This is a genomic window from Amorphoplanes digitatis (assembly GCF_014205335.1).
Lineage (GTDB): Bacteria > Actinomycetota > Actinomycetes > Mycobacteriales > Micromonosporaceae > Actinoplanes > Actinoplanes digitatus.
The window spans coordinates 4,976,221-4,989,597 of the sequence record NZ_JACHNH010000001.1 but is presented as its reverse complement, the minus strand read 5'-3'; the positions used below and the strand labels follow the sequence as shown (position 1 = coordinate 4,989,597).

General features: G+C 74.6%; 14 protein-coding genes. 8 read left to right on the top strand and 6 right to left on the bottom strand.

The window, feature by feature from the left end; genetic code table 11:
- Positions 1-118: 118 nt before the first annotated feature.
- Positions 119-700: a hypothetical protein gene (locus BJ971_RS21795; protein WP_184995082.1), complete on the top strand. Its 582-nt coding sequence runs from the start codon at positions 119-121 to the stop codon at positions 698-700.
- On the opposite strand, the gene BJ971_RS21790 is transcribed toward BJ971_RS21795, so the two are convergent.
- The 4 genes from BJ971_RS21790 to BJ971_RS21780 all read right to left on the bottom strand — a co-directional run bounded on the left by BJ971_RS21790 (position 672) and on the right by BJ971_RS21780 (position 2,901).
- Positions 672-1,301, bottom strand: a complete 630-nt coding sequence (locus tag BJ971_RS21790) for an NADPH-dependent FMN reductase (RefSeq protein ID WP_184995081.1) — start codon at positions 1,299-1,301, stop codon at positions 672-674. The genes BJ971_RS21795 and BJ971_RS21790 overlap by 29 nt on opposite strands.
- Positions 1,302-1,323: 22 nt before the next feature.
- Positions 1,324-1,737, bottom strand: a complete 414-nt coding sequence (locus tag BJ971_RS41465) for a glycoside hydrolase family protein (RefSeq protein ID WP_239087583.1) — start codon at positions 1,735-1,737, stop codon at positions 1,324-1,326.
- A complete protein-coding gene (locus BJ971_RS41460) occupies positions 1,737-2,408 on the bottom strand; it encodes a family 43 glycosylhydrolase (RefSeq protein ID WP_260415138.1) in 672 nt (223 codons plus the stop codon). The genes BJ971_RS41465 and BJ971_RS41460 overlap by 1 nt, the downstream gene beginning before the upstream one ends.
- 88 nt (positions 2,409-2,496) lie before the next feature.
- Positions 2,497-2,901: a hypothetical protein gene (locus BJ971_RS21780; protein WP_184995080.1), complete on the bottom strand. Its 405-nt coding sequence runs from the start codon at positions 2,899-2,901 to the stop codon at positions 2,497-2,499.
- 119 nt (positions 2,902-3,020) lie between these two features.
- On the opposite strand from BJ971_RS21780, the gene BJ971_RS21775 reads away from it, so the two are divergent.
- Positions 3,021-3,614: a hypothetical protein gene (locus tag BJ971_RS21775; protein WP_184995079.1), complete on the top strand. Its 594-nt coding sequence runs from the start codon at positions 3,021-3,023 to the stop codon at positions 3,612-3,614.
- A gap of 20 nt (positions 3,615-3,634) precedes the next feature.
- Positions 3,635-4,912, top strand: a complete 1,278-nt coding sequence (locus tag BJ971_RS21770; protein ID WP_184995078.1) for an acyltransferase family protein — start codon at positions 3,635-3,637, stop codon at positions 4,910-4,912.
- 37 nt (positions 4,913-4,949) lie between these two features.
- Here the strand turns inward: BJ971_RS21770 and BJ971_RS21765 are convergent, their stop codons facing one another.
- The gene (locus BJ971_RS21765) at positions 4,950-6,833 is read right to left on the bottom strand and encodes a DUF6345 domain-containing protein (RefSeq protein WP_184995077.1); all 1,884 of its coding nucleotides are present in this window, start codon (positions 6,831-6,833) and stop codon (positions 4,950-4,952) included.
- A 94-nt stretch (positions 6,834-6,927) separates the two neighbouring features.
- Entirely contained in the window at positions 6,928-9,546 is a 2,619-nt protein-coding gene (locus BJ971_RS42215; RefSeq protein WP_203709430.1) for a CHAT domain-containing protein, read from the bottom strand.
- Between the two features lie 126 nt (positions 9,547-9,672).
- On the opposite strand from BJ971_RS42215, the gene BJ971_RS21755 reads away from it, so the two are divergent.
- The 5 genes from BJ971_RS21755 (at position 9,673) to BJ971_RS21735 (ending at position 13,377) form a co-directional block, all read left to right on the top strand.
- Complete coding sequence (locus BJ971_RS21755; RefSeq protein ID WP_239087585.1) at positions 9,673-11,001, top strand: S8 family peptidase; 1,329 nt, start codon at positions 9,673-9,675, stop codon at positions 10,999-11,001.
- Positions 10,998-11,645: an RNA polymerase sigma factor gene (locus BJ971_RS21750; protein WP_184995076.1), complete on the top strand. Its 648-nt coding sequence runs from the start codon at positions 10,998-11,000 to the stop codon at positions 11,643-11,645. Before BJ971_RS21755 ends, BJ971_RS21750 begins: the two co-directional genes overlap by 4 nt.
- Positions 11,623-12,102 carry a hypothetical protein gene (locus BJ971_RS21745; RefSeq protein WP_184995075.1) on the top strand — a complete coding sequence of 160 codons (480 nt, stop codon included), beginning with the start codon at positions 11,623-11,625 and terminating at the stop codon, positions 12,100-12,102. The genes BJ971_RS21750 and BJ971_RS21745 overlap by 23 nt, the downstream gene beginning before the upstream one ends.
- A 131-nt stretch (positions 12,103-12,233) precedes the next feature.
- Entirely contained in the window at positions 12,234-12,824 is a 591-nt protein-coding gene (locus BJ971_RS21740; RefSeq protein ID WP_184995074.1) for an RNA polymerase sigma factor, read from the top strand.
- Between the two features lie 52 nt (positions 12,825-12,876).
- On the top strand, positions 12,877-13,377 hold the full coding sequence (locus BJ971_RS21735; RefSeq protein ID WP_184995073.1) for a hypothetical protein: 501 nt from the start codon (positions 12,877-12,879) through the stop codon (positions 13,375-13,377).

The following is a 13,377-nucleotide window of genomic DNA, read 5'->3' as shown; positions in this document are numbered from 1 at the left end:
ACGCCGCGGCAACTGCGCGGAGCGCCCATTCGGCGATCCCTGCCCGACTCCGGGCAGTGACGGTTCGGTGCGGAATGTCGCTGCGTATCCGGATACGTCCGGTCGCGTTTGGTGGGGCATGGCACCAGTAGCGATCGCGCGCCGCCCAGGGTTGCGCAGGTGGGCCGTCAGCCTGGCCGCCACCGCGATGTCGGCGTACGCCCTGGACGCCGGCGCCACCGCGACCGGCGTCTGCCTGGTCGCCTCCGGGCTGCTGAGCGGCCTCGGCCACCGGTGGACGGTGGTGTTCCTGGTGATCAGCTACGCGGCCTGGGCGCTCGGGCTGCGCGCCGGCGCGCGGGCCAACGGCGCGCTGCTGGCGGCGACCGGTACCAGCACCAACGCGCTCTCCAAGGCGGCGTACGACCTGACCCGGCGCCGCACGACCGGCCTGCGGGCGGCCCGGCTGGCCGCGGCCGCCGGGTACGTGGGCATGGAGCTCGTCAAGGAGGTGCCCTACTACGGCGGCGCCTTCGGCGCGGCGCTGATCAGCGACTCGATCACCTCGACCAACGCCCTGGTCTTCCTGGGCGGCGCCAACCTCGGCGCCGCGGCCTACGAGTACGGCCTCGCCCGGCTCACCGGGCTCGTGCTCCGCCGGCGCCGCGCGCTGCCGCCCGGCCCCCGCCAGGTCAGGACGGTGCGCGCCCGTGGCGGGTGACCGTCGGATCGCGTCGCAGCACCACCGGGTAGACGCTCGAGTACGTCTGCCAGGACGGCTGGTCGCGCTTGTCCGGCACCGCCAGCAGCCGGTCGAGGGCGCGCAGTGTGTCGGTCAGCGCCAGCCGCAGCCGCGGGTCGTCCACGAGGCCCTGCGCGTCGACGGCGTCCGGGCTGACCGGGGTGCGGATGCAGGCGGCGCGCAGGATCCGGGCGCTGCCGTGGGTGAGCACGGTCTCCAGCGTCGAGCGGGCGCCGTCGTCCTCGCCGGGCGGCGCCACGGAGAGCCAGGCCGCGGCCTTGCCGACCAGGTCGCCGCCGGCCACCAGCCAGTCGAGCAGGTTCTTCAGCGTGCCCGGCAGCGAACCCGCGTACGCCGGGGTGCTGAACAGCACGGCGTCCGCCTGCTCGACGGCGAGCCGCAGGTCGGCGACGGCGCCGGGCACGGCCGGGTCGCCGGGAACGAACGCGGGCAGCCCGCGCAGGCCCTCGTACAGGATGGTGGTCATCTCGGCCGGCGCGAGCCGCGCCGCCGTGCGCAGGGCGGAGGTGTGCAGGGATCCCTCGCGGGTGCTGCCGGAGATCAGCAGGATGCGCGTCATGGCGCCGACCATACGGCGTGCGCTACTCGAAGAACTTGAGGCTGAACCCCGTGTCGGTGTTCGCGCCCGGCACGTTGGCGCGCCGGTAGGTGCTGTTTCCCCACCACAGGAACGTTCCGGTGTACCAGTAGCGGTTCGCCCACGAGTACGGCGTGCCCTTGGCGACGGCGTGGTACATCAGCGGGAACCGGGAGCCGGCCGGCGGGCTGGTGCCGATGTCGCCGTTGAGCAGGACGAAGCTGTGATGCCCGGGCCCGTTCACGTAAAGGGTCGGGTCCCAGCCGGCCATCATGGTGGCGCGGTTGGAGCCGAAGAGGCATCCGTTGGACTTGTACCAGTCCCAGACGTAGGTCGGGTCGCCGCCGGCCCTCAGCCGCAGGTCGGCGAGGCAGTACTGCTCGCTCCAGCTGCCGTTGGCGGAGTAGAACCCGTTCATCAACGAGGGTCCCGGATCGGCTCGGGGCCCTCGTTGATGAACGGGTTGCCGACCACGCGCTCCCAGGACTCGCGGGGCTGGGAGATGACGTACCGGCCGCCGGTGGTCGCGCTGGGGCTGGTCATCCGGGCGATGTAGAGGTTCTGCTCGACGTTGGTGTCGCCGGCCCAGCCGGACCAGACGAACCAGCGCTGCCCGTTGTAGGTGAACATGCTGCCGTCGATCGCCCACTTGTCGTCCGGCAGGACGAGGCGGGTCTCGGCGGTGTACCCCGAGTCGGCGGTCGGCGAGCTGATCACGTACATGCGGTGTGCGGAGCCGCGTCCCGCGGAGAAGTGGATGTGGTAGCGGCCGCCGTCGAAGGTAATCTCCGGCGCCCACACCTCACCCAGGTTGCGGGTGTCGCTCCACACCTGGCGGGCCGGCGCGGCGGCGAGGGTGTCCGGCGACGAGGCCTGCCGCACGGCGATGCCGCCGTTGAGCGACTGCACGGAGACGTACCGGGTGCCGATGCGGATCACGCTGGGGTCCGCCGCGCGGATGCCGGTCTGCGCCAGGGTCGACGGGGGAGCGGGCGGCGGCGCGGCGGCGCGGGCGGCGGCCGGTCCGGGCGCGAACGCGCCGGTCAGTGCCAGGACGGTGAGGGCGGCGAGACGGCGGGAGTTCATCATCGGCACATCCCACGATCGACGTTGAGAGCGCTCTCCCGAGCATCGATCCAGGAAACAAGATTGTCAATATGTTGACAAGTATCAATCGCTAGTGGTCGAGGGCCTCGTCGAACGGGATCACGCAGTTCGCGCCGGACAGGGTCGTGGACTCCACGACCACCCGGTCGTCGACCCAGATGGTGCAGGTGATCGCGCCGCCGGCGGGTGACAGGGCGCGCAGCCACAGGTCGCCGTCGGTGTCGGAGATGTCGGCCGACTTCGACCAGGGTGTCGCGGCGGCGGTGCCGACGTCCTTGCCCAGCTGCTTGTCGCCCGAGCCGTAGATGATCGAGGAGACCTTCTCGCCGCTGGAGGCCACCTCGAACGTGACCTTGTGCGTGCCGCCGCCCGTCGTCAGAACGAAGACGATCGCCGCGACCGCGAGGACGGCGACCACGATCAGGACGGTCCACAGCGCCGAGCGGGGCCGGCGGGCTGACTCGATCTCGTTCACGGGCGGAGCGTAGCGGCGGTGCCGACCGTTCCGGATCATCCTCTCGGTCGACTTCAGGCAGGTTCACGACGTCATACGGCCGCTTTGTGAAGTTTGCCGTGGCTGGGTATAACCAGCGCATGGACACTGACGAACTCGCGCGGGTGATCGCCGAGGTGCCCGGCCCCGAGGTGTCGGTCGAGGGCGGTCTCGTGGTCGCGCGGGTGCCGGCGATCGGTGACGCCGTACGGATCTCGGCCGCCGACGTGCTCGACTACGAGTACCTCATCGCGCCGACCGGGGTGCCGGGCGTCGAGCTCGAGGTCCGGCGCGGGCACGAGAAGCTGCCGCTGATCATCATCGCCGACGACGTCGTGTTCATGCCGTCCTACGCGGCGGACATGGTCACCGGGGACGGGCCCCTGAAGGTGCCGTCCGCGCCCGGCCTGGTCGCGTACTCGGAGATGCACCGCGACGTGCGGGCGCTCGGCCGGGCGATCGACGATCCGAGCCTCGAGCTGGATCCGGAGACCCTCGCGGCGACCCTGCTGACGCACCGCTGCTTCCTCGCCGGCGCGGTGCGCGTCGGGCTGTGGCCGGTGCGGGTGGCGGCGTGGTGGGAGTACATGTGGGCCCGGGTCGGCAAGGGCCTGCCGGCCGGGCCGTTCCGCGAGGACCCGGCCTGGGACCGGCTGATGGCCGACGTGGCCCTCGCCCGCAGGCGGACGGCCTGACCCCGGGCTATCGTTCGCGGGTGCTCGACACCGCCCCCGCCGTACACGCCCGGCCCGCGCCGGCGCCCGGTGCCGGGGCCGAACGGATGGCCTGGCTGGACGGCCTGCGGGCGGTCGCCGTCCTCCTTGTCGTCTACGCGCACCTCAGCCGCTACCTGTTCCGCGGCGTGCGGGGCTTCACCGGCGAGTGGCTGCACGCCGGCACCGCCGGGGTCATGCTGTTCTTCCTGGTCAGCGGATACATCATCCCGGCGTCGCTGGAGCGGCACGGCAGTATCCGGTCGTTCTGGGTGAGCCGGATCGCCCGGCTGCTGCCGCTCTATCTCGTGGTCACCGTCCTGGCGCTGTGCCTCGCCGCGTTCGGGCTGGTGCCGATGGACCGGGACCTGGTCGCGCACCCCGCGACCGCGGCGCTGGCGCACCTCACGATGCTGCCGCACCTGCTCGGCGTTCCCCTTGTCACCCCGGTTTTCTGGACGCTGACCTACGAGATGGCGTTCTACCTGCTGGTCAGCGCGCTGTTCGCGCTGCGGCTGCACCGCGGCGGCGGCGCGGTGGCCGTCCTGCTCGCGGCGGTCTCGGTGGCGGCCGTCCCGCTGGCGCCGGCGCTGCTCCCCGCGACGCCCGTCACCGTCGCGGTGGCGCTCGGCCTGGCGGCCGGCCTGCCCGCGGTGGCCAGCGGCCGGCGCTGGGCCGTCGCCGTCGGCGCGCTGCTGCTCGCCGCGATCGCCGTCACCCTGCTGGCGGCCAACCAGGACCCCGCGCACGTCTGGGACGGGCTGCTCATCGTCGCGGTCATGTTCGTCGGCACCACCATCCACCGCGCCCAGCACGGGCAGACCGGCTGGTGGCGGGCGGGCGCGGTCGCGGCGGCCGTCGGCGCCGCGCTGATCATTACCTGGTACGCCCAACTGGACGCGCTCGGCGCACCGACGGCGACGTACCGGACCCGCGCGATCGTCACGCTGCTGGTCTTCGGCGGCTTGTTCGCGCTCGGCCTGCTCGCCCGTGACGGGCGCACGCCGCGCCCGCTCGCCTGGCTGGGCCGGATCAGCTACTCCGTCTACCTCGTGCACTTCGTGCTGCTCCAGCTGCTGAGCCCGGTCCTGACCCCGCTCGGCGACCGGCTGCCGGTCCTCGCGGAGGTACCGGTCGCGCTCGGCTACCTCGGCCTGCTGCTGGGGATCTCCTGGCTGACGCACCGGTTCGTCGAGGTGCCCGGGCAGCGGCTGGGGCGCCGCGGCGCCCGCTGGATGACCGCCCGCTGGGGGTCCGACTCCGCCGCGACCGCGCGCTGAACCGCGGCGGGCGACGCCCGCCGCGGTCCTCGGTGCGCTAGACGGTGCCCGAGATGGACCACTGCCCCGTGTTCGGGGTCAGCGGGATGTCCGGGCCGGTCGGGCCCTGCCCCCAGAAGAAGTCGCCGATGTTCGTGGTGCCGTCCGGCCGGACCAGCCCGGTCGAGCGGTACTTCACGCCGGACGGCTCACGGTCGATCGCCATCGCGGCCCAGGCGTTCTGCACCCGGTACGCCGGCCGCAGCTCCCACCACAGGAACTTCTTCGGGAACAGGTAGCTGGCGAACGTCGCGCCGGTGCCACCCCCGACGCAGTACGCGTTGGTGTCGAAGCCGTTCATGATGTGCAGCCCGGCGAACGCCTGGCGCCAGCGGCCGAAGTAGTCGTGGTGGCCGTTGGTGTCCCGCAGCACCTGGCAGGACTCGAGCTGGAGCCACTCCAGGTCCCGGTTGCCCCAGCGGGCGTCCGACGGCGTGATCTGGGTGTCGGAGTTGTTGCCCTTGAAGGTGAAGCCGCCCGGCCAGCCGTGGCCGGTGTACCAGGTCGCGTCCACGTCGTCGACGTACGAGCTGTCGATCCCGCCCAGCGACGGGTCCTTGAAGTCCTTCTCCCAGGCGCTGGCGCCGCGCCAGTCGAACTGGGTGCCGACGCCGTGCGAGGCCATCACGCTGCGGAAGCCGTTGCCGCTGTCCTGCGCACACTGCCACTCGTCGATGGTCTGCTCGATGCCGACGTCGTTCGGCCCGATGGCGAGCGCGCCGAATCCGCCGCCGCCCGGCTGGAACTCCGCGGTAGCGTCCCCGTCGCCCGGCAGGTCGACGTGCGCGGTGGCGGCGATGCCGTCGGCGTCGGTGACCTCGACGCTGAGCCGCTCGGCGCCGTCGTCCTCGCGGCCGCGCGGGCTGCGCTTGTAGCTGATGGACTCCCCGTCGCTGCCGTCGGTGGGCAGCACGGTGGTCGAGGACGACCAGCGGTAGGTGTACGGCGCGGTGCCGCCCTCGACGGAGACGGAGGCGGTCACGGTGTCGCCGGCGCGGGTGGCGCCGAGCTTGCCGCCGGGCGCGGCACCCTCGACGGCCGGGACCAGCCGGTGCGCCTGTGCGCCCGCGCCGCCGACCGGGTTGCAGGTGTACTGCGGCGCGATGGTGGAGACCTTGCCCTTGCCGTCGGCGTCGGTGGCGCTCAGCTCCGGGAACTGGTAGCCCAGCGTCGGCGCCTCCTGCTTGACGTCCTGGCCGTACAGCTTGGCGCACGCGTCGAGCGCGGCCTGCTCGCCGATCACCTTGACCTCGCCGCGGCGCTCCACCGCGCGCAGCGCGTGCGCGAGCTGGGTGACGGTGCCGTCGGGGCCGACCGTCAGGCGCAGCTTGGCGCCCTGCCCGCTGACCGGGAGCCCGGCCAGGTCCAGCTGGTAGCTGACCACGGTGTCGAGGGGGTGCACCTGCGGCCTGCCGTTCTCCGCGTCGGTGAGGGTCAGCTCGGTGTGTGTCACCTGCGGCCGGGCCTTCAGGTCGGGGCTCAGCCCGGCCAGCTCGATCAGCTGCCCGCCCCGGCGCAGGGCCTCCTCGTCGGCGACCGGGCTGATCTTCTCCAGCGCGGCGCGGTCGATCGCCTGCGCCTGTACCGCGCGGCCCGACTCGTCCTTTGTGGCCCGGCCGGCGGCGGTCAGCGGGACCCGCCCGTACGCGGCCGCGTCGACGTAGGCGAAGTATCCGTTGCCCTGCAACGCGTTCGGTACGCCGAAGGCCTTCGCCAGTTCGGCGCCCTGCCCGGCGGTGAGGCCCTCCTGCACCACGGCGTACACGGGTACGGTCTGCGGCTCCTCCGCGGCGGCTGCCGCGCCCCCGAGGGCCGGCGCGGCGAGCAGGCCGGCGGCCCCCACCGCGATGATCCGGCGTCGGGCCGGTTTGTCGACGAACATCTGGTTCCCCCTGTCGTATCCGGGACACGTCAGCTGCGTGTCCCGCACCAACCCCAGAGGGGCACCGCCGGGTTCGAATACAGTTTTTTTTCGCTCAGCCCGCGCCGATGCAGTGGAACGCCGCCGCGGTGGCGTGATCGAGGGCGTCGCCACCGGCGGTGAGCTCCCGCTGGGCGGCGGCGAGCGCCGCGGCGGGCCGAGCGCCGCCGCGCAGCCGCGCGTGCAGGTCGAGCATGAGATCCGCGGTGCGGTCCGCGGGCACCGGCAGCACGCTGGCGATCAGCGTGCGGGTGCCCGCGCCGAGCAGCACGGCGCCGAGGCCGAGCAGCTCGTCGCCGGGCTGCACCGCCGAGCGCCCGGAGTCGCAGGCCGACAGCACCACGACCCCCGGCGGCCGGCGCAGCCGCTCGAGCTCGTACGCGGTCAGCGGCCCGTCGGCCAGCTCCAGGGTGGACAGCAGCGGCGCGTCGGCCCGGAAGACGCCGTGCGCGGCGATGTGCGCGAGGCGCGCCGAGTCCATCGCCGCCGTGACCGCGCCGGCGCCCGCCGCCTCGCCGGTCAGCACCACCGCGCCGGGATCGGCGGCGGCCAGCGCGGCCACCTCCTTCTCGCCCGCCGGCAGCCGCGGGCCGGCGACGAGCACGGCCGGACCCGGCACCGGCTGTCGGCGGGTGGTGGCGCGCAGCCAGGCGGCGGCCGACGGCACCACCGTGACGGCCCGGCCCGCGCAGGACGGCAGCGCCGCCCAGGCGAGCGCGTGCAGCTCCCCGATCGGCGCGATCACCAGAGGCCGGTCGCCGATCCGGGTACGCAGCGGCGCGAGCAGCTGCGCGTCCAGCGCGCCGGCGGCGTGCCGTGCCGCGGTCCACGCGGCGGCGGGATCGTCCAGAGTGATCAGTCTGCGCAGCGCGAACCGGTGCTGCCGCGAGCACCGCCGGGCCGCGTCCAGGTCGCCGAGCCGGTGCAGGCTCGCCCGGCCGTCGCGGACCACGACCGCGAGGATCCCGCCCCGGTGCGCGACGAGCTCCACCAGGACGGCGTCGCCGAGCGCGGCGGCCAGCGCCGCGACGCCCGGCGGCCGGGCCGGCGCGCCGGCGCCGTCCGCGCACCGGGTCAGCTCCCGCACGCGGTGCTCCAGCCGCACCTGGCGGCGCTGCTCCGCGGCGGCCGGGTGCCCGGCGAGGGCGGCCGCGTCCACGGCGGCGCAGACCCCGCGCAGCTCGGTCAGCACGCGGGAGAGCTCCGGGTCGGCGGGCGGCGTCACCGGTGTCATCCGCAGGGCGGTGGCACGCCACAGCTCGGCCCAGGCCAGCACCTGCGCGGGGCGGCCCGCGCCGACCGCGATGTCGAGCCCCTCGGCGGCGAGCTCCCGGCCGTGCTCGCCGCTGCTGGCGCGCAGCTCGGTCGCGCCGTACCAGCTGCGGTGCGTCTCCTGCACGGCCAGGCCGTCGCGCAGCGCGCTCAGCGCCCGCCGGTCCGCGCCGCCGAGACGGTGCCGCAGGGCCGCGGCGAACCAGCCCTGCGTACGCCGGTCCGCGGTGCCGCCGCGGCGGGCCCGGGCGGCGACGGTGAGCAGTTCGCGGGCCTGTTCGGTGCGCCCGAGGGCCGTCGCGACCCGGGCGGCGTCGATCCGGGTGGCCAGCGCCGTGCCGGGCCAGCCGGTCGCGTCGAGCTGGGCGGCGTTGCGGACCATCGCCGTCAGCGACCGGGCCGTGCGCGTGCCGGAGCGGAAACCCGCCCGGAGCGCGACGCTGCGGGCCAGCGCCGCCCAGGCCGGCCGGCCCTGGCGGCGGAACGCCTCGCCGGCCCGCCCGGCGGCGGCGATCGCCGCGCCCGTCTCGCCGGCGAGCAGCGCGGCCCGCGCCGATCCGAGCAGCGCCTCGGCCTGGTCCGACGCCATGCCGCGCGCGCCGAGTTCCCGTACCGCGGCGGCGGCCACCTCGGTGGCCTCGGCCGGCAGCGGCACGGACAGCAGCAGCTCCAGCCGGTCGAGCTGGAGGGCCGGCCGGGGCACGCCGAGCTCGCGGTAGCGCCGGTCCGTCTCGGCGAAGACGCGCAGGGCCACCGCCACCTCGCCCCGGCGCGCCGCGGCGGTGCCGAGGTTCCACCGGGTGTCGGCGGCCGCGAGGTCCAGGCCGAGCTCGGTGAAGATCTCCTCCGCGCGGCGCAGGTCGTCGCCGCCCCGCGCCATGCCGCGCCGGGTCTGCACGAGCCCGCGGTTGTTGCGGGCCCGCGCCTCCAGCAGCGGGTCACCCTCCTGCCGGGCGATCTCCACGGCCGCGGTGTAGTCGCGGGCGGCCTCCTCGTAGCGGCCGGCGAAGTGGAGCACCACGCCCCGCTGCATCCGCGCGCGCCCCGCGTCGCACCCGGTGAGGTGTTCCAACGCGGCCGTGACCTCCCGCAGGGCGGCGACGTTGCGGCCGCTGTTGGCCAGCGCGTAGCCCAGGCTCATCCGGGCCAGGGCGGTCAGCCCGGCCGAGCCGCCGCGCCGCGCCAGCCGCACCGCCCGGCGCAGGTGCGTCACCGCGGCGCCCAGATCGTTCATTTCCCGGTACGCCAGCCCCACCGCGCGCGCGGCGACCGCGCGGGCCCGCGGGTTGTCGGACCTTTCCAGGACCGACTGTCCGATCTGGATCGCCTGATGGGGGTTGCGCTGTACCGCACTCAGGGCGTCCTCCGCCCGGATTTCCCAGGACTGTCCGCTACCTGCCACTCCCGCATCCTGTCCGCTTTTTGCTAGTGCGACCGCGCCGCGCACCGCTAGATTTCTCCCGATTCGCCCGGCAGCCCGCCAACGGTGGGACCAGCCTCGCACCCAGTGGTCGTCGCGGAGGGCATTGTGTCAACTGACCGATTCAAATCGGGATCGTCGCGCCTTGGCAGGGGCCCGGACGGGGTCCCGCTGACCCGCCGGGGACTGCTGCGCTGGTCCGCCGCGGCCGCCGCGGCGGCGGCGTTGCCCGCCTGGGCCGCACCCGCGGCGGCCGGCGAGGACGGCGACGACGGCGGCTACGGCGCCGCCTTCCTGGCCGCGGTCGCACAGGACCGCAGGATCCGCGCGTACACCGAGCCGGGCCGGGAATTCTGGTACCGGCCGGGCGAACTGCTCACCGCCCGGGCCGACGCCCGCCGGGTCGCGGCCTGGCTGCGCGAGGCCGGAGTGCCGTTCCGGGGCGGCAAACCGTTCGGCTCCGTCGAACGCTTCCTGCTCGGCGCCGACGCCGACATCCCCGGGCTGGTGGCCCGGCTGCGCGAACCCGGGCAATGGGCGGGCGGCGTCCCACCGGCGGTGCAGCCGCATCACGTGCTCGTCGGCTTCGACAACATCATGGGCAACCCCGGCACCGGCCCGGTCGCCGTCGCGGCGCCGAAGCCGCCCGGCACCGGCTCGGGGGCCGGCAAGGGCGTGACCGTCGGGATCTGCGACACCGGCATCTGGCGCGACGCGGCGAGCTTCCACCCCGACTGGCTCGGCAACGCCTACCTGCCGGAGGCCGACGACGAGGACGCCCTCTACCAGTACGCCGACGTGCTGGCGCTCCAGGCCGGGCACGGCACGTTCGTCGCAGGCGTGCTGCGCACCTCCGCGCCGGACGTCCGGTTCGACCCGGAGGTCGCGCTGTCCGGCATGGGCATCGGCGACGAGGAGATGCTCGTCGGCGCCGTCGACCGGCTCGAACGTCGCGTGTCGATCATCAACCTGTCGCTGGGCTGCCGGACGCAGGACGACGTGGCGCCGCTGCCGCTCGCCGACCGTGTCGCCGCGCTCGGCCGCGAGGTCCTGGTGGTGGCCGCGGCGGGCAACGCCGGCGGCTCCCGCCCGGCCTGGCCGGCCGCGCTGCCGGACGTTCTCGCGGTGGCGGCCGTGCACGCCACCGAGGAGGGCCCGGCGCCCGCCGCGTACAGCAACTTCGGTCAGTGGGTGGACGCCTGCGCCGACGGCACCCGCGTCAGCACGTACGTCACCGGGGTGCTCGACGTGAAGGGCGCGAAACCGGAGCGGTTCGAGGGCTTCGCGCGGTGGTCGGGCACGTCGTTCGCGGCGCCGCACGTCGCCGGGCGGATCGCGGCGCTGATGAGCGAGAAGAGCCTGACCGCGGCGGACGCGGCCGACGTCCTGCTGAACCAGCGGCGCTGGCACCCGGACTACGGGGTGTTGGTGTCATGAGCGTTACCGTCGGCGAGTCCACGTTGTGCCTGGTCCGTGCCGCCGCGGGCGGCGACGAGCGGGCCTGGGCCGCGCTGATCGACCGCTACGGCCCGCTGGTCATGGCGGTGATCCGGCGCTTCACGATCAGCCGGGCCGACGCCGCCGACGTCAACCAGACCGTCTGGCTGCGGCTGGTCGAGCACCTGGACCGGATCCGCGAACCGGAGGCGCTGCCCGGCTGGATCGTGCAGACCACGCGGAACGAGTGCCTGCGGGTGCTGCGCGCAGGCCACCGCACCTGGCTGTTCGACCCGCTGGACGGCGCCGCGGAGACCCTGGTCAGCACGGCCGCACCGGAGCCCGGCGAACTCGACGAGCGGCTGCTCGCCGAGGAACGCCGCCAGGCGCTGCGGGACGCCTACGCCGAGCTGCCACCGCGCTGCCGGGAGCTGGTCGGGCTGCTGCTTGTCGACCCGCCGCTGAGCTACGAGCAGATCGGCGAGCGCCTCGGCGTGCCGATCGGCAGCATCGGCCCGACCCGCGGCCGCTGCGTGCACAGACTGCGCACCTGCCCGGCCCTGGTGGCGTTCATCGGCGCCGCCGGTCAATCCGACAGCCACGTACGCAAGGAGGCCCGCCGTGACGCAGCCGCCGTGGGATGACGATCCCGCCCTGGTCGCCGACCTGCGCGAGGCGCTGGCCCCGCGCGAGGCCCTGCCGCCGGACTTCGCCGCGGCGGCCCGGGCCGCGTTCGCCTGGCGGACGGTCGACGAGGAGCTGTTCCTCGCCGAGTTGTCGTTCGACAGCTCCGCGCCGCACGGCGCCCTGGCGATCCGCGCCGGCACCGCGGCGGGCGCCCGGCTGCTGGTGTTCGACGGCGGCGGCTACCGCATCGACGCCGAGATCGACGACGACGGCGACGCGGTCGGGCAGGTCAGCCCGGCGAGCGGCGGCACGGTGTCCTGCCAGACTCCGGACGGGACGTTCGCCGAGGCGCCGATCGACGAGGCGGGCTGCTTCAGCGTGCGCACCCCGGCGGCGGGCGCGGTCCGGCTGCGGCTGCGCGCCGGCGGCCGTCCGGTGTCGACGGACTGGATCAACCTCGGCCGGCGGCGCTGAGCGCCGGCGCGCCGAGGGTCGAAACCGCCGCGCCGTCCGGTTGGTCTATGGTAAATCGGTATATCTACGGCGGACGATGGGCGTGAACCCGGGCTGCCTGTGGGCTCCGGGCCGCGACATCGGAGGCGATGATGACCGACACCGAGCCGCTCGACGATGTGTCCCTGCTGGTCAGCAAGGCGGCCGGCGGGGACCAGGCGGCGTGGAACGAGATCGTCGGGCGGTTCGGCCGGCGGGTCTGGGCCACCTGCCGCGCGTACCGGCTCAGCCAGGCCGACGCCGCCGACGTCTTCCAGCAGACCTGGCTGCGGGTGCTGGAGAACCTCGACTCGCTGCGCGACCCGGCCCGGCTGGGCGCGTGGATCGGCACCACCTGCCGTAACGAGGCGCTCGTCGCGCTGCGCCGGGCCAAGCGGGCGATGCCGGTCGGCCAGCCGTGGCTGCTGGACCGGCCCACCGACCCGGAGGACGACCCGGACCGGCCGTTCCTCGTCGCCGATCGCGACGCCGAGCTGTGGCACGCGTTCCGCCGGTTGAGCCCGCGCTGCCAGCAGGTGCTGCGGGTGCTGGTGGTGGAGGCCGAGGACCGGCCGTCGTACGAGCACGCGGCGGCCGCGCTCGACATGCCGATCGGCAGCCTGGGCCCGACGCGGGGCCGGTGCCTGACGCACCTGCGCCAATTCCTGACAGAAGGTATCAGCGGCGGCGAAGCGGAATCGTGAGTGTGATGAATGCGCCACGCAACGCATTTCCCATTCGGCGTGAGGAGACACGGTGAACGATCCGACGACACCGGACGACGGTCCCCTGCTCGCCCGGCTGGGCGCGCTGCTCAACGAGGCCGAGGAGCCGCCGGCGGACGCGATGGAGCTGGCGCGGCAGAGCTTCACGCTGCGCCGGCTGGACGCCGAGCTGGCCGCCCTGGTCGAGGACTCGCACGGCCCGGCCGCCTCCGTGCGCTCCGTCGCCGTGCGCGGGTCCGCGCGGGAGCCGCGGCAGCTGACCTTCCAGATCGTCGACGAGCACGGCCGGGACGAGTTGATCATCGCGGTGCAGGTCGAGTCCGTCGGCCGGCGGCGCCGGCTCACCGGGCACCTCGCGCCGCAGGGCCCCGCCTACATCGAGGTCCGGCAGCCGACGGTCCCGAAAGCACGCGGCGTCGACGCTGACCGTCGCGGCCTGTTCGTCATCGACGACGTGCTTCCGGGACCGATGAGCCTCACCTGCCGGCGGGCCGGCGGGATCGCCGTGGCGACCCAGTGGACGCTGCTCTGA